General features: G+C 46.8%; 14 protein-coding genes. 13 read left to right on the top strand and 1 reads right to left on the bottom strand.

What is annotated here, in order from left to right; all coding sequences use genetic code 11:
- Position 1 precedes the first annotated feature (1 nt).
- From MHI21_RS19040 to MHI21_RS19030, 3 genes are all read left to right on the top strand, one after another.
- Entirely contained in the window at positions 2 to 1,153 is a 1,152-nt protein-coding gene (locus MHI21_RS19040) for a cysteine desulfurase family protein (RefSeq protein WP_341163386.1), read from the top strand.
- A 136-nt stretch (positions 1,154 to 1,289) separates the two neighbouring features.
- The gene (locus MHI21_RS19035; RefSeq protein ID WP_013311530.1) at positions 1,290 to 1,811 is read left to right on the top strand and encodes a PRC-barrel domain-containing protein; all 522 of its coding nucleotides are present in this window, start codon (positions 1,290 to 1,292) and stop codon (positions 1,809 to 1,811) included.
- A 10-nt stretch (positions 1,812 to 1,821) separates the two neighbouring features.
- A complete protein-coding gene (locus tag MHI21_RS19030; RefSeq protein ID WP_013311529.1) occupies positions 1,822 to 2,034 on the top strand; it encodes a hypothetical protein in 213 nt (70 codons plus the stop codon).
- 167 nt (positions 2,035 to 2,201) lie between these two features.
- On the opposite strand, the gene MHI21_RS19025 is transcribed toward MHI21_RS19030, so the two are convergent.
- Positions 2,202 to 4,175, bottom strand: a complete 1,974-nt coding sequence (locus MHI21_RS19025) for a methyl-accepting chemotaxis protein (protein WP_341163387.1) — start codon at positions 4,173 to 4,175, stop codon at positions 2,202 to 2,204.
- Positions 4,176 to 4,386: 211 nt separating this feature from the next.
- Between MHI21_RS19025 and MHI21_RS19020 the strand changes: the two genes are divergently transcribed.
- The 10 genes from MHI21_RS19020 (at position 4,387) to MHI21_RS18975 (ending at position 15,784) form a co-directional block, all read left to right on the top strand.
- Positions 4,387 to 5,454: an AI-2E family transporter gene (locus MHI21_RS19020; RefSeq protein WP_341163388.1), complete on the top strand. Its 1,068-nt coding sequence runs from the start codon at positions 4,387 to 4,389 to the stop codon at positions 5,452 to 5,454.
- Positions 5,455 to 5,805: 351 nt separating this feature from the next.
- Entirely contained in the window at positions 5,806 to 8,439 is a 2,634-nt protein-coding gene (alaS, locus tag MHI21_RS19015; RefSeq protein ID WP_029515725.1) for an alanine--tRNA ligase, read from the top strand.
- A 136-nt stretch (positions 8,440 to 8,575) separates the two neighbouring features.
- Complete coding sequence (locus MHI21_RS19010) at positions 8,576 to 8,836, top strand: IreB family regulatory phosphoprotein (RefSeq protein ID WP_007431624.1); 261 nt, start codon at positions 8,576 to 8,578, stop codon at positions 8,834 to 8,836.
- Between the two features lie 9 nt (positions 8,837 to 8,845).
- The gene (gene ruvX / locus MHI21_RS19005) at positions 8,846 to 9,262 is read left to right on the top strand and encodes a Holliday junction resolvase RuvX (RefSeq protein WP_029515724.1); all 417 of its coding nucleotides are present in this window, start codon (positions 8,846 to 8,848) and stop codon (positions 9,260 to 9,262) included.
- Between the two features lie 13 nt (positions 9,263 to 9,275).
- Positions 9,276 to 9,584 (top strand): DUF1292 domain-containing protein, encoded by a 309-nt coding sequence (locus MHI21_RS19000; protein ID WP_241113411.1) that lies wholly within the window; start codon positions 9,276 to 9,278, stop codon positions 9,582 to 9,584.
- Entirely contained in the window at positions 9,581 to 9,886 is a 306-nt protein-coding gene (locus MHI21_RS18995) for a DUF1292 domain-containing protein (RefSeq protein WP_013311522.1), read from the top strand. The genes MHI21_RS19000 and MHI21_RS18995 overlap by 4 nt, the downstream gene beginning before the upstream one ends.
- Positions 9,887 to 9,980: 94 nt before the next feature.
- Positions 9,981 to 11,009, top strand: a complete 1,029-nt coding sequence (gene mltG / locus MHI21_RS18990; RefSeq protein WP_342420226.1) for an endolytic transglycosylase MltG — start codon at positions 9,981 to 9,983, stop codon at positions 11,007 to 11,009.
- 11 nt (positions 11,010 to 11,020) lie between these two features.
- A complete protein-coding gene (locus MHI21_RS18985) occupies positions 11,021 to 11,950 on the top strand; it encodes a peptidase U32 family protein (RefSeq protein WP_318627537.1) in 930 nt (309 codons plus the stop codon).
- 32 nt (positions 11,951 to 11,982) lie between these two features.
- Positions 11,983 to 13,314 (top strand): U32 family peptidase, encoded by a 1,332-nt coding sequence (locus MHI21_RS18980; RefSeq protein ID WP_039272863.1) that lies wholly within the window; start codon positions 11,983 to 11,985, stop codon positions 13,312 to 13,314.
- A 223-nt stretch (positions 13,315 to 13,537) separates the two neighbouring features.
- Positions 13,538 to 15,784: a methyl-accepting chemotaxis protein gene (locus MHI21_RS18975; RefSeq protein WP_342418743.1), complete on the top strand. Its 2,247-nt coding sequence runs from the start codon at positions 13,538 to 13,540 to the stop codon at positions 15,782 to 15,784.
- Positions 15,785 to 15,967: the final 183 nt, after the last annotated feature.

The raw sequence follows: 15,967 nt of genomic DNA, 5'->3' as shown, positions 1-15,967 counted from the left end.
CATGAACAGAATTTATCTGGATCATGCCGCATCGACTCCTATGCATCCTCAGGTTGCGCAGACTATGATGGACATCATGACCGGTCAATTTGGCAACGCTTCGAGCGTTCATGCTTTTGGTCGCGATGCCAAGCGCACCGTCAGCGCTGCTCGGGATGCCGTTGCGGCCTCTTTGGGCTGCAAGCCTGAAGAAATTATATTTACAAGCGGAGGGACAGAAAGCGATAATCTGGCCCTGTTTGGGACGGCTACGGCAGACGGCCGTACTTCCGGGCATATGATTACAACCGCAGTTGAACATCACGCAGTGCTTCATGCTTGTGATGAGCTGGAAAAAGCGGGGTATGAGGTGACTTATGTCCCGGTCAACGGTTTTGGACGCGTGAACCCTGCGGATATCGAGGCTGCCATTCGACCGGACACTTTTTTGATCAGCATGATGTATGCCAACAATGAGGTGGGCGTTATTCAGCCGATCTCAGAAGTAGGGCAGATTGCGAGAGAACATGGCATTGTATTCCATGTAGATGCGGTTCAGGCTTTCGGTCATATATCCATCGACTGCCGGAATCTCCCGATTGACTTACTGAGTGTGTCGGGTCATAAGATTAACGGACCACAAGGGGTGGGTGCATTATATATCCGTCAGGGTACACGCATTCAGCCGCTAATGCATGGGGGACTTCAGGAGAAGAAACGCCGTGCCGGAACAGAAAACATCGCTGGTATTGCGGGTCTGGCTAAAGCCGCAACTCTTGCTAATGCTTCCATTGAGGAGCGTGGGGGGCACGATACAGTTCTTCGCCAGACATTGCTTAAAGGGTTGGAAGACACTCTGGGTAGCCAAAATTTTGTGATTAACGGTGACCCTGAACATTCTTTACCTAATGTCCTCAACGTTAGCTTTCCGGCCATTGGTACAGAGACCATGTTGATGAACCTTGACATGGAAGGAATCGCAGCAGCAAGCGGATCAGCCTGTACTTCCGGATCTCTAGAGCTATCGCATGTATTGCAGGCGATGGATCTTCCTGAAGATGTTTTACATTCAGCGATTCGGTTTAGCTTCGGATTGGGTAATACTACGGAAGAAATGGAATACACGGCCAAGAAAATTGAAACCATATGGAAGCGGCTGCGTACTAGGTACTAGGGATTTCTCCGCATTTTAATAAGAAGGGAGGGGCGGTTTTCCATTTCATTGCATGAACGGAAGCAAGGTCTGACAGGCATGTAGGAAAATGACCGCACCTTCGTTCGGATTGCAGAATGAGGAGGTACCCTATAATATGAAGCTTCAAGATATGATCGGACTTGCCGTTTTCGATGTGGAGGACGGGAAGCAGATTGGCAAAATACATGACTTTATGGTGACAGCTGATTGGCGAATCACAGGGATCGAGTTGGAAGGAAAAGGGCTTTTTTCTTCTCACGTGAAAATGGTTGCTTGGGATGACATCGTTGCGTACGGTGAGGATGCGATCATGATTCGCAATCAGCAGGCTGTCCGTAAAACGGAGGCCCATGATATACAACATACGTACTTGCTTGGACCCGGTAAACTGAAGGATCTATCCGTGCTAACAGAGGAAGGGCTTATGCTCGGGCACATCTCGGATGTTTATTTTGACCAGGAAATGGGCAATAACATAATAGGCTTGGAAATCAGCGATGGTTTTGTATCGGATATTATAGAAGGGCGGAAATGGCTGCCCTGCACCGAAGATATGTCCATCGGGGAAAATGCCGTTATGGTTCCCCCGTTAAGCGAGCAGCGTCTGGAAAAAGCCATATATTCTGTTAATGGATAGGGTGAGTTTATTGAGATGTCCGAATTGTAATTCCAAAGATATCGGCAAAATCGGCTCCCATCAATTTTATTGCTGGGGATGCTTTATCGAACTTCAGGTGAATGGTGAAAAAATGTCTGTCTACCAAGTGGAAGAGGATGGAACGCTCAGTTCGCTGGACGACCTATTCTTTGGAGACGAGATGGCACAACAGGACTTGCCGCAAATTCATGCTTCTTCCTAAGCTTTGACACCGAAAGTGGACAGGCTGCTTACTAAGAGGTGTGATCTACATACGGCTTAGTAGGTTGGATAACGCTTGATAAAAACAACGAAGAGGGTGCCCCGAACGGCCATATGGCCGTTCGGGGCACCCTCTTTTGTATACCATATTTATGAAGATGGTTAGTTTTACAATTTAAAGCGTTTGACCTCTTCCAATAGAAGATCAGCGTGAGAATCGAGTTTGGCAGAAAGGTCGGCAATATTGTTCATGGCATGACCTTGTTCTTGTACAGAAGAAGCCACTTCCTCTGTAGATGCTGCACTTTGTTCAGAAACAGCGACAACGCTGGAAATGACATCGGAAATATGTCCAGCATTCACACGGAGATGATCTGCGGCGGCGGTAACGTCCTCAATTTGGGCAAGCATATGCTGAGAAGCCCCACGAATGGATTCAAACGCCTGTCTCGTCGCAATGGCAGCATGCTCCTGTTCTACTGTTACAGCAAGTGCTTTCTTCATTTCCTCTGCGCTTTGTACTCCTGCAATTTTAATTTCTTCCAGCTTCCTCATGATACTGTCACTGGAACTGCCCGCTTGCTCAGCCAGCTTTCTCACTTCTCCCGCGACGACGGCAAAACCTCGTCCGTGTTCCCCGGCCCGTGCTGCTTCGATGGATGCATTGAGGGCCAGCAGGTTTGTTTGTGCGGCGATATCGTGAATGGCCCCGGCCAGGCGCTCAATATCCTGAGTTTTCAGCGCGAGCGAATCTACGGCTTCTCCTGCCGCAGTCGTCGTTTGTCTGGACTCGGCGGCCAGTTTCGCTTGACGTTCTGCTGTTTCATACCCTGCGAGCACGGCAGAATCTGTTTCGAATACAGCAGTTTGGGTCCGTTTGACACTTTCGCCAATCTGGTCGATGGAGCCTGTCATGTGAGTCAGCTTCTCAGAGCCGGAATATACAGCCTCAGCTTGATCGCTCGCTCCTTGGGCAAGCTCCTGAACTGCACTGGAGATTTGTGACGCGATGGTTCCAGTATCCTTAGCGTGCTGATGCATATCATGGGAAGCTGAGCTGACATCGCCCGCCGTATCTGATACCTTGCGCAACAGGTGAGAGAGATTATCAGACATGATATTAAAATCTGTTCCCAGGCTGGCAATTTCATCTTTACCCTTAACATCTACGCGAGCGGTCATATCACCTTCAGCTATACGTTTGACATTCGCTTGGAGTCTGCGAATCGGCTTAATAAAGTTGTTTGCCGCCCAGATTGCCAGCAGCATAGCGACGACCAAGATGATAGCAACCGTAATAATCAACGTATTACGAGTGGAGTAATACTCCTGAAAAGCAATTTCTTTGGAAATAGACAACCCTACAATCCAGCCTGTGCTAGGCATCTTTTTAAAATAAAGCTGACGGTCACTTCCATTGTAGTTATAGTCTGTTCTTCCCGAAGCGGCGCTCAGCAGGTCCGCGGTTGATGAGCCCAACTCGGGGGTGTCCTTGAGGTTTTTGCCAGCCAGCTTGTTGTCTGGGTGCGCGATCACGGCTCCATTTTGGTCAATCAGAAATGCGTAGCCCAATCCGTTCAGGTCTATGCTTTTAATCATTTTTGTCATATCGTTGAGCATAATATCCTCGCTGACCACACCAGTGACGGAGCCATTCGAATTTTTGAGAGGCTTTGCAATAGAAATGGTGAAATTCGTACTATTTGCATCAATGTACGGGGACGAGTAATACATTTCTCCCTTGGTTTTGGCATCCTTGTACCACGGTCGAACGCGAGGATCATAACCTGCTTCAAACCAGCCAGATCCATCCCAGTAGGATCCATCTTCAAAGCCTGCGTAAATATTGGAAATATTTTGATCTTTATAGTTTTGAAAGGCTGCTTTCAGAGATACGGCTTTGGCATCTGATGAAATATCGCTGGATTCCAGGCTCGCAGCCAGTGTTTCAATAATTTTGGCGTTACCACCTATCCATCCGTCGAGCTGATTGACGGTTTCGGAGGTTTTGCTGTTCATAAGCTCTTGGATATCATGGTTGGCCTGATTTTTAACGCTTGTCATGCTAATGATCGACAATGGCCCAGCTGCAACGATAACAATACAAGTAAAAAGGAGAATAAGCTTGATTTTTAAGTTCATGTAACGACCCCCGATGTTTCAGAAATGTGAAAGCTTAAAGTAGTGCTTTGTACTTATATCGTCAGATGGAATGACTTTGTTAATTGTTTTCATTCGTTTTCATCATTTTTTTACAATGGTAATCTATAGGGCAATCCAGACTTGCGGGAAGGATTAAAGTGGAGGTACAGGCATATACTTAAAGGAGGCTAGTCCAGTAAGGGGGCACGAAATGGAGCAATTAACGAAAAGTAGACTGTTCCGGTACGGAATATGGACGCTGCTGGGACTTGTCATTCTATATTTTATCTGGCTGCTGCGACCTTTGTTTTTGCATTTGTATGAATTTCTGAAAACAATCATTGCTCCGTTTGCGGTAGCGATGATCATCTCCTATGTACTTAATCCCGTTGTTAGTATGCTGGGCGGTCGCAAGGTGCCTCGAAGCGTAGCTGTGCTGCTCATCTATGCTGTGTTTTTAGCCAGTCTCGTTGTGATTCTGATGAACCTGATTCCGATGTTCATTGAACAACTGGATGAGCTGAATGAGCATCTGCCTGAGCTGACCATGCATGCACAGGGATTAATGACGAGTATGGATAGCGGCATTTTGCCCCAAGGGGTGCGAACGGGTATGAATCAATGGTTTTTCCAACTAGAGAATCGGATGGCAACAGGGATTTCTACCTTTATGGATAACATCGGCGGGATGATCAACATGCTGTTCAATGTGTTTATTGTACCGTTCCTCATTTTTTATATTTTGAAGGATTTTGATGTGTTCGAGCGGACGATTGTGTCTTACCTCCCGCGTTCTCGTCGCAAGGCGATTGTAACGGTACTTAAGGAAATTGATCAGGCGCTTGGCAACTATGTCAGGGGACAATTGCTGGTATGCGTCATTATTGGAGTGATGGCTTATCTCGGCTATATGCTCATTGGCATGCCTTATGCGCTGTTGCTGGCAGGAGTGGTTGCGGTTTTTAACATCGTTCCGTATTTGGGCCCCTTTTTGGGAGCTGCTCCGGCAGTAGTCATGGCTTCTACGGTCTCCTTAAAAATGATGCTTTTGGTCGTGGTCGTTAACACCTGTATTCAAGTGTTGGAGAGCAATGTCATCTCTCCCCAGGTGGTGGGACGAACGTTGCATCTGCATCCGATAGCCATTATTTTCGCTCTGCTAGTGGGTGGGGAAATTGCGGGAATTACCGGCTTGATTTTAGCGGTTCCCGTGATGGCGGTTTTAAAGGTAGGACTTCAGCATTTTTTTGCTTATTATGTGAAGCGGAAAACAATCTGATTTTGTCCATACACCGTATGTATCTTGTCTGAAATCGCGTTGACACGGCTAAATGACACGGATATACTGAATTGAGTATGTTTAAATGTGTTTATCCAGTAGGGAAAGCTCATTTCGAAGTGCGGGCTGAACCCGCCGGGATGCTCCCGTTACCAGTGAAAACAAGGCGATCGATCGTCCGTTAAGCAAATGTTGGTGTGCAGCTTGCGCATGGGCATTTCGTACAGAGGGGACGGCGTTAACCAGGGTGGTACCGCGATACAATCGTCCCTGATCCGTTCAGGGGCGTTTTTCTGTTTTTTTATGGCCAGTGCCAGGAACCAGTGACACCATAATTAGGAGGCTACTTATATGAAAGCTAGTGAAATCCGCTCCAAATGGCTGGAGTTTTTTGAAAGCAAGGGACATGTGATTGAACCAAGCGCACCGCTTGTTCCACATAAAGATCCTTCTCTGCTGTGGATTAATGCGGGTATGGCGCCGCTTAAGCCTTATTTTGACGGACGTGTGAAGCCGGAAAATCCGCGTATTGCCAATTCGCAAAAATGTATCCGGACGAACGACATTGAGAATGTCGGTAAAACGCGCCGTCATCATACTTTTTTCGAAATGCTCGGCAACTTTTCCATTGGTGACTATTTTAAGGAAGAAGTCATTACATGGGCATGGGAGTTTCTGACGGATCCAAAATGGATTGGTTTTGATCCGGAACGTCTGGCTGTAACTGTGTATCCTGAGGATGAGGAAGCGTACAAGCTGTGGAACGAAAAAGTTGGACTTCCTGCCGAGCGTATCATCAAACTGGAAGATAACTTCTGGGATATCGGTGAAGGCCCTTGTGGACCTTGTACGGAAATCTTTTATGATCGTGGCGAAGCCTACGGTAGCGACATGACGGACCCTGAAATGTATCCGGGGGGAGAAAATGAGCGTTATCTGGAAGTGTGGAACCTCGTTTTCTCACAATTCAACCATAACAAAGACGGTAGCTATACGCCGCTTCCAAACAAAAATATTGATACAGGGGCTGGATTGGAGCGTTTTGCATCCATTCTGCAAAATGTGGATTCCAACTTTGATACGGATATCTTCCAGCCACTAATTCAAAAAACAGCGGCGATGGCAGGAGTGAAATATAACGAAAATGTGGACAGTGATGTGGCTCTTAAGGTTATTGCTGACCATGTTCGTACCGTAGCTTTTGCAATTGGTGACGGTGTGCTGCCTTCTAATGAAGGACGCGGTTACGTGATCCGCCGTTTGCTGCGCCGGGCTGTGCGCTATGGCAAAATGCTGGGCATGAACCGTCCATTTATGTTTGAGCTGGTGGAAACCGTTGGGGATGTCATGGGTGTGTATTACCCTGAGGTAGTGGACAAGCGTGATTTCATCATCAAAGTGATCAAAACGGAAGAGGAACGCTTCCATGAAACACTGACAGATGGATTGGCAATTTTGTCCGATATCAGTGCTCAGGCGAAGGCAGAAGGTCGCAATGTCATTAGTGGAGCAGATGCCTTCAAACTGTATGATACGTACGGGTTCCCATTCGATCTCACAGAGGATTATGCAGACGAGCAGGGCTTGAAAGTAGACCGTGAAGGCTTTGATGAAGCGATGCAGGAACAACGCAAACGCGCCCGTGATGCACATCAGGACAGCGCCAGCATGAAGATTCAGGGCGGAGCTTTGTCCGATCTGGCGGTTAAAAGTGAATTTGTTGGATATAATGACCTCGTAACTGAGTCTAAAATTGTGGCGATTGTATATGAAGATGTACTGGTGGACACTGTTAGTGAAGGGCAGTCTTGCCAGGTCGTGCTGGATGTGACTCCTTTCTATGCCGAAAGCGGAGGACAAGTCAGTGACCAAGGCTTGCTGCGTGGAGGTACGGTAACCGCGAAGGTCGAAGGATTGTTTAAGGCGCCACAAGGTCAGCATGTGCATCAGGTTGTTGTAGAAGCTGGTGAGCTGAACGTTGGCGATACGGTGAAAGCTGAAGTTGATCAAGCTTCACGTGGAGAAATTGAGAAAAACCATACGGCTACGCATTTGCTTCACAAAGCGCTTAAAGAAGTGCTGGGTGACCATGTCAATCAGGCGGGTTCTTTGGTAGAGCCTGGGCGTCTGCGTTTTGATTTCTCCCATTTTGGAAGCATTACACCAGAAGAACTGGCGGATATTGAACTGCGTGTAAACCGTGCCATCTGGAGCCAACTGGACGTTAATATTGAACTGAAACCGATTGATGAAGCCAAGGCTCTCGGAGCAATGGCGCTGTTCGGTGAAAAATATGGAGATATCGTGCGGGTCGTTAAAGTAGGCGATTACAGCATTGAACTATGCGGTGGCTGTCATGTCAGCAATACTTCGCAAATTGGCTTGTTCAAGCTTGTCAGCGAGAGCGGCATTGGATCAGGTGTACGTCGTATTGAAGCGGTGACCGGACGTTTTGGTTTTGAATATATGGAAGGTCAATTAGAGCTGTTGAAGGTATCGGCTGGACTTGTAAAATCCAAGCTGTCTGAGGTACCAAAGCGTATCGAATCATTGCAGCAACAAATTAAAGACCTTAGCCGTGAAAATGAATCGCTGCAGAGCAAGCTGAGCGTTATTGAGGCAGGCCAGCTGACCGATCAGGTCGTGCAAGCAGGCGGGGTGCAGCTGCTGGCTGCGCGCGTGCAGGCTTCCAGCATGGACGCGTTGCGTGCGATTGCTGATGAACTGAAAGGGAAACTTCCGGCTGCTGTGCTGGTGCTCGGCGCTGCAATGGACGATAAAGTTAATTTTGTCGTAGCAGTTCCGGCAGAGCATACCAAGGCCGGACTTCATGCAGGCAAGCTCGTGAAAGAAATTGCTGCCGTATGCGGTGGCGGCGGTGGCGGACGACCTGACATGGCGCAAGCCGGTGGTAAGGATGCCAGCAAGCTGGATGAAGCACTTCAACGTGCGCATGAACTGGTGGCGGCAGCCTCACAAGGATAAAGTTCGATATTTTTTGCAGATTTTTGGGAAAAAACGGGCTTAGATATTTCCTTGTAGGGCTTTGCTTATGGTATGATGTAAAAGAATAAGCTGGCATAAACATGTACACATGTTTTGTGGAAGCGAGGTGTCAACAATGGATTCCATGGACAAAACGGTCAAATTTAATGTCAAGGCAGATGAAAAGGAAGCTTCTGCTCAGGAGATTTTGTTGACCGTATATGATGCGTTGGTAGAAAAAGAATACAATCCGATCAATCAAATTGTCGGCTATTTGCTATCCGGTGATCCGGCTTATGTGCCACGGCATAATAATGCTAGAAGCCTGGTACGTAAAAAAGAACGCGATGAGTTGATTGAAGAGTTGGTTCGTTTCTATCTTGCTAAGCATCGTTAGGAGACAGGCATGAAAGTAATGGGATTGGATTACGGGGATCGCCGAATTGGGGTCGCCGTAAGTGATGCCTTCGGCTGGACCGCCCAAGGATTGGAAGTCATAGAACGACGCGGTGACGACAGCGAGTTCGGTAAAATTGCAAATTTGGTTCGTGAAAATGAGGTCGGCGAGGTTGTTGTTGGCTTGCCGAAAAACATGAACGGAACCGTGGGTCCACGCGGTGAGATTTGCATCGAGTTTGCGAACCGACTCAAGGAGTTACTGGGTTTACCCGTTCACCTTTGGGATGAACGGCTGACGACGCGTTCGGCGGAGCGTACGCTTCTGGAGGCCGACGTCAGCCGAAAAAAACGCAAGCAGGTGGTAGATAAACTGGCCGCAAGCCTGATCTTGCAAAACTATTTGGACGCACACAGTACAAGGTGAGGGGGATTTCGTAATGGCTGAAAATCAAGTGGGTATGGAAGAAGAGCCGGAAATTATTTATATTGCCGATGACGAGGGCAACGAGGAAGAGTTCGAGGTCATTATGAAGTTTGAGGTAGATGGTTCCGAAGCGAAGTACATGATGGTTGCGCCAGTGGACCCTGAAGCTGATGAGTCCGATGTGTACGCCTTCCGTTACGAGGAAGAAGGCGATGATATTAAATTGTTTGTGATCCAAGACGATGCCGAATGGGAAATCGTCGAAGAGACCTTTAATACATTCGTAGAAGAAGAGGAAGAGGAAGAGGAAGACGGGAAATGACGAGCTATTCACGTGAAGACCTGAGTTGGACCTCTGATTTGAAGGAAACGTTCGACGGCGATGTAGAGTTGCAGGATGAACAGGGCCATGCGATTCGCATGGAATTGGAAGCAGAGTTCAAGGTAGGGGAGCAACGGTACGCCGTATTGCGTAGACCCGGGGCTGCTGTTGGCGAACATGAACTTTACCATGTAAGCTCATCCACAGACGGCGAAATCTCTATCACCACCATTGAAGATGATGATGAGTGGGAAGATATTTCCGAACTGTACGATGAATGTACGTTGCCGGAAGAACTGTAAGTCTGGATAGCGATGAGATCAAACCTGAAAGGGCGGACCAGTCCGCCCTTTTTGGCTGTGAAGGAGTTGGGTGGATGTGAAGCGAAGGACGAGGATGTTTACGTTGTTGCTACTGCTTATCATTATAGCAGGAGGGGTAGCCCTCTATATTTGGAATGCCATGCAGCCTGTTCAGCCCCAAACACAACCCGTTGCTTTTACGGTGGTGCAGGGAACAGGAACATCGGCAATCGCAGATACGCTGGAGCAAAAGGGACTTATACGTAATGCGCTCGTGTTTAAGGCTTATGTAAAATTCAAACAGCAAGGAAGCGCATTTCAGGCCGGAAAATATGAGGCGCAGCCTGGCGCAACCTTTGATCAGTTGATTACTAAGTTATCGGCTGGAGATGTTGTCAAAGAGGAAATGATTCGTTTTACAATCCCGGAAGGTTTTACGATTAGACAGATGGCTGATAAGCTGCAAAAGGAAGGACTGGCAGACCGGCAGCAATTTTTGCAGCTGGCCAACGATCCGTCCGCTTTTGACGTCGCGATGGTGCGGGACATTCCAAAGCAGGCGGGGCTTCGCTATGCGCTGGAGGGCTACCTTTTCCCGGAAACCTATGAGCTGAAAAAGGGCAGCACGGCCAAAGATATGATACAGGTGATGCTAGAACAGACACAAAAGCGGTTGGAGACTGTTTCCGATCTGGATGCCAAGCTGAAACAGCGGGGTGAAACGCTGCATCAACTGCTGACGGTTGCTTCTTTGGTAGAGCGCGAGGTGGTTGTGGAAGATGAGCGGTCTGTAGTAGCTGGCGTCATTTATAACCGGCTCAAACAAGGTAAGAAGCTGGAAATTGATGCTACGGTTCAATATATGCTGGACAAGCAAAAAGAACGGCTGTATTACAAGGATTTGGCTGTGGAAAGCCCTTATAATACGTATTTGCATCTGGGACTTCCACCAGGGCCGATTGCAAGTCCCAGTCTGAACTCAGTGATAGCGGCTTTACAGCCGAAAGCTACAGATTATTTATTTTATGTGACCAAAAAAGACGGGACACATGAACATTTCTTTGCCAAAACGTATAAAGAACATTTGCATAACATTCAGGTAAGTAACCGTAAGACAAATTAGGAGGTGAGCCTATGGCTTACAAACCCGAACTACTGGCAACTGCCAGCTCTCCGGAGGATGCCCGCCATATGCTGGGGGCTGGAGCTACTGCATTACTTATTGGAGATGACCGCTTTGGAATGCGACTGCCGGGACATTTTACACCGGACCAAATCCGTGAAGTGGTAGAAGAAGCACGCAAGCATGCGGCGCAGGTATATGTATCTATGACGAATTTGATGACGAACGAGCTATTGCCGCTCATTCCCGAATATGTGCAGACCCTAGCTGGATGCGGCATAGACGCCATTGAGTTTAATGATCCCGCAGTGCTTATGGCCGTGAAGGAGTATGCCCCGCATCTGAAGCTGTTCTGGAACGGTGAGATGATCTCTACCAACTTCGCAACCGCCAACTATTGGGGTGAAAAGGGGGCTTCCCGGGTCATTTTGGCTCGTGAGCTGAGTATGGATGAAATTACCGAAATGATACCAAAGTTGAACATAGAAGCACAGGTTCAGGTACATGGCATGACTAATATTTATCACTCCAAGCGTAAGCTTGTTCAAAGTTATATGCTGCACCAGGGACGTAATGTAGAAGGGGATTTGGGTAGAGGACGCGGCTTGTTTCTGATTGAAGCAGAGCGGAAAGAAGAGAAGTTCCCTATTTACGAGGATATAAATGGGACACATATTATGAGTTCAGATGATTTTTGCATCATGGAGGACCTGCATATTCTAATGGAGGCGGGCGTGCATAGCTTTAAGATCGAGGGCTTATTGAAGCCTACGGCCTACAATGAGGCGGTTGTTCGTGCTTATCGTAAAGCAATAGATAGTTATACAGCCGACCCGGATGCTTACGCTTATGATGAAAGCTGGCTGGATGAAGTCCGCCGTCTTCAAGATCCTGAACGGGAACTTTCCTTCGGATTTTTCTATAAAGAGCAGGTTTATTAATTTTAAAATGAATTTACAGAGGGGGGAACGTCATGGGGACGATAACCAAAACGAGAAAATATATAGGTAAACGGAATCGTTTGGACAAGCCGGAGCTGTTAGCTCCTGCCGGAAATCTGGAAAAACTGAAGTTTGCCGTTCACTATGGCGCGGATGCTGTATATATTGGTGGACAAAAATATGGTCTGCGTTCTAACGCCGATAATTTCAGTTTTGAGGAAATGCGCGAAGGTGTAGAATTTGCGAACAAGTATGGTGCTAAAGTGCTTGTGGCCACCAATATCTATGCCCACAATGAAGATATTGCCGGAATCGAGGAGTACTTGCGCAATCTGTACGAGGCAGGAATTCATGCCGTTATCGTCGCTGATCCGGCTATTGTATCCGTGGCATTGCGCGCTGTTCCTGGATTGGAAGTGCATTTGAGCACACAGCAGTCCACGCTGAACTGGCAAGCAGTAAAGTTTTGGAAAAACGAAGGACTACCGCGTGTGGTACTTGGACGTGAGACCAGTCTGGAGGAAATCGAAGAAATTAAAAAGCATGTGGACATCGAAATCGAGGCTTTTGTCCATGGTGCGATGTGCTCTTCATTTTCCGGCCGCTGCGTGTTGTCCAATCACTTTACAGACCGTGATTCCAATCGTGGGGGATGTTGTCAGTCTTGCCGCTGGAAATACGATCTGTTTGAGGATGCCCGCCCAGGTGAGGTTTGGATATCTGAGGAAGAGGCACAGGATAGCAATGCACTGAAACAGTTCCAGCTCGGTGTTAACCAGCTTCCATTGTTTGAAGAGAGTGATAATGCTTTTTCTATGGGTTCCAAGGATCTATGTATGATTGAAAATGTCCCTGATCTGATTGATGTAGGTGTAGACAGTTTTAAAGTAGAGGGACGGATGAAGTCTATCCACTATGTGGCAACGGTCGTGAATGTCTATCGTCAAGCGATTGATTCCTATATGGCTGATCCTGAAAATTATGTGCTCAAACCAGAATGGATTGAAGAAATTAACAAGGCAGCTAATCGTCCGCTGAATACAGGGTTTTTCTACGATACACCGGATCATGAGGATCATATTTATGAGCCGGAAGAAAAGGCAGTCCCTTATGATTTTGCTGGACTAGTTATGGACTACGATGCCGCGAGTGGGATCGCAACTATTCAACAACGGAACCATTTTAAACCCGGTCATGAAATTGAATTTTTCGGTCCGAACGGAACATTCTTCAAACAAACGGTCGGAACGATCTGGGATGAGGAAGGCAACGAGTTGGATGCTGCTCGTCACCCGCTTCAACGAATTAGAATGAAGGTAGATCAGCCCGTATCGTATTTTGATATGATGCGTAAAAAGAAATAAATAAGCCTTAAGTCACAGATGAAAGAATCAAAAGCCTCTCCTATCGGTTGGAGAGGCCTTTTTTTGAATAGTTTTCTAGGAAAAAAGTTTCACAAAATTTAGTCGATGCTCAAAGGAAAGCTACATTCCTTGTCGAATAGTTCCGATAGAAGTTATATAGATAATAGATACATAATGGATGACGTGGAATTAGAAACTAATTATATGGTGGTAGGTGAGAGGAATGGGTTTACGGAAAAAAGAGGGGAATACAGTAAAAAGGCAACCCAAGAAAACGGATCAAATGCAGGGTTTGAAAGGCAGTAAAGCAACGAATAAAGGGGAACAAACGGTTGCGATGTCTTCGAAGGTTGCGCCCTGGTTAGCTAAGGCGATTCGTAAGGGTACACACAATTTAAAGCGTTTACTTAAGCCAGAAAGGTACAGTAAAGATTTCATGCATTTGGTCAAAAACTATAATCCGATACGTTCGGTTGGAATGAAGTTGTTTCTGATCTTTTTTGCGGCAATTATGTTATTTGTGGTCAGCTTGGGGATGCTCTCATACTACAAGGCTAAAAGTACGATTGAGCAAAATGCAGCAACGGCTTATCAGCAGACCGTTCAGCAAACTTCAGAAAAGCTTGACATTATTCTAGAGCGCTTTCAAGACACATCGACACAGGTATTTTTTGATACTGAATTAAGTGATCAGTTGCAAAAGGCTGTAAAGCAAGATAAAAATCCCTTTGCATCTTTTGTTGCTATGGGCGAAGTAAACAAGAAGTTAACGAATATTGCTTTTACGAATAAAGCGATTGATTCATTGTACTTGTACCCGGAAGAAACCAAGTTTGCTGCTATGGGCACTGGAACACAAAAAGATGTACGGCAGGAAGCATGGTTTAAGGATATTTTGAAAAACAAGGGAATTGTTTGGTTACCTACACAGGTGAATGACAATGGCAGCAAGACCTTTCGCCTAGCACGCTCCATGAACAGTATGTCTGGGTTGGGAGGGACTTACGTTCTGGTTATGGATTTAAAGTCCAGTGCGGTGGAGGACGAGTTGAAAGGTGTTAATTTGGGCTCAGGCAGTATGATTAGCCTTGTGACAGACAAGGGTGAGTTTGTAGGTTCTAACAATGAGAGCTTGGCAGGAGGAAAGACAAAGCTGGATTACGTTTCCAAGCTTGAAGGGATTGAAGGAAATCAAATTATGGAGCAGGTTGCAGATGGCAAAGAGCAAAATGTGCTTACAGTTCATAATACGCTGGGAACTTCCAAATGGATTCTCGTGGGTGTAGTACCTGTATCTGAGCTGGTGAGAGACGCTAAGGGGATTCTAACCACGACCTGGATATTTGCTGCAGTGGCTGCACTCATTGCATTGTTCATTGGCCTGTGGATCGTGCGCCTCGTGGCTCGTCCATTGACACACCTGAAGGATTTAATGGTCGAAGGCGCCAAAGGCAACTTGCAAATTCGAACGAACTATAAGGCTCAGGATGAAATTGGGCAGTTGTCAGAAAGCTTTGATATCATGATGGAGCAAATTACATTGCTGGTAGAGCAGACGAATGCCTCAGCTCAGGAGGTTCTGAATACAGCGACAGAACTAGGCGATGCCTCGAAGAAGACAGCCATTTCAGCTAAAGAAATTGCAGCAGCAACGGAAGAAATTGCTCATGGAGCCGCCAGTTTGGCAACAGAGGCTGAACGTGGTAGCGGACTAACCGGGAATATATCTCAGCAAATGGATACGGTGATGGCTTCCAATCATGAAATGAGTCTGGTCGCACAAGAAGTTGAACAATCCAGTGAACAAGGGACAGTTCAACTGAAAAATCTATTGAGCAAGACTAAGGTTACGGAAGAAACTACGCATGCTCTGGTAGGCAAAGTAGATGAACTGAAGAAGACAACTTCCGATGTCTTTAAGGTGCTGGACGTATTACAGGATATTGCGAAACAAACGAATATTCTATCACTGAATGCGACGATTGAAGCGGCACGAGCGGGGACGTCGGGGCGTGGTTTTATGGTGGTAGCTAATGAGGTTCGGCAGTTGGCTGAACAATCACGTCAAGCTATTCGTACGGCTACAGGCATTACTAACAACATCGTCAATGAAATGAATGAAACGGTACAGGCATTATCTGAGGTGTATCCGCTGTTCCGGGAACAGATGGGAGCCGTGCAGGAAACAACGGACATTTTCCAATCGGTGCAGCAGCAAATGGGAGAGTTCGCGCTACGATTGGGAACGGTTACCGCCTCCATTCATCATCTGAGTGAATCGCAGACCACTTTGTCCGAGGCAATGACCAATGTAAGTGCGGTGGCCGAGCAATCCTCGGCTACTTCGCAGGAAGTCGCTTCGCTCAGCACTGAGCAGGCCAATATCGGTAATCAACTAGTAGGTTTGTCGGATAAGCTGGAAGGAGTATCGGTGAATTTGAAGGAACAGCTTTCGCGGTTTACGGTGTAGATATAACAAAACCATGGGAATCAGGAATGTCACTGATCTCCGTGGTTTTGTACTTTTTATTTGGATGTGCTTAAAAATCCCTCAAGAAGGAAAGCAAAAGATGAATACAAACACAAAGGTAGCTTGGGTTGTGCTGGCCATTACTATTTTTATTACGTTTTTTTATTCGTTAGACGAGATTTT

It is taken from the genome of Paenibacillus sp. FSL H8-0168 (assembly GCF_038592955.1).
Classification (GTDB): Bacteria; Bacillota; Bacilli; order Paenibacillales; family Paenibacillaceae; genus Paenibacillus; species Paenibacillus polymyxa_B.
This window is presented reverse-complemented; position numbering and strand designations above follow the sequence as displayed.

Coding starts and splice junctions, on each gene's coding strand:
- MHI21_RS19040 (WP_341163386.1), top strand. CDS start 2: ATGAACAGAATTTATCTGGATCATGCCGCATCGACTCCTATGCATCCT.
- MHI21_RS19035 (WP_013311530.1), top strand. CDS start 1,290: ATGAAGCTTCAAGATATGATCGGACTTGCCGTTTTCGATGTGGAGGAC.
- MHI21_RS19025 (WP_341163387.1), bottom strand. CDS start 4,175: ATGAACTTAAAAATCAAGCTTATTCTCCTTTTTACTTGTATTGTTATC.
- MHI21_RS19020 (WP_341163388.1), top strand. CDS start 4,387: ATGGAGCAATTAACGAAAAGTAGACTGTTCCGGTACGGAATATGGACG.
- alaS (WP_029515725.1), top strand. CDS start 5,806: ATGAAAGCTAGTGAAATCCGCTCCAAATGGCTGGAGTTTTTTGAAAGC.
- MHI21_RS19010 (WP_007431624.1), top strand. CDS start 8,576: ATGGATTCCATGGACAAAACGGTCAAATTTAATGTCAAGGCAGATGAA.
- ruvX (WP_029515724.1), top strand. CDS start 8,846: ATGAAAGTAATGGGATTGGATTACGGGGATCGCCGAATTGGGGTCGCC.
- MHI21_RS19000 (WP_241113411.1), top strand. CDS start 9,276: ATGGCTGAAAATCAAGTGGGTATGGAAGAAGAGCCGGAAATTATTTAT.
- MHI21_RS18995 (WP_013311522.1), top strand. CDS start 9,581: ATGACGAGCTATTCACGTGAAGACCTGAGTTGGACCTCTGATTTGAAG.
- mltG (WP_342420226.1), top strand. CDS start 9,981: ATGTTTACGTTGTTGCTACTGCTTATCATTATAGCAGGAGGGGTAGCC.
- MHI21_RS18985 (WP_318627537.1), top strand. CDS start 11,021: ATGGCTTACAAACCCGAACTACTGGCAACTGCCAGCTCTCCGGAGGAT.
- MHI21_RS18980 (WP_039272863.1), top strand. CDS start 11,983: ATGGGGACGATAACCAAAACGAGAAAATATATAGGTAAACGGAATCGT.
- MHI21_RS18975 (WP_342418743.1), top strand. CDS start 13,538: ATGGGTTTACGGAAAAAAGAGGGGAATACAGTAAAAAGGCAACCCAAG.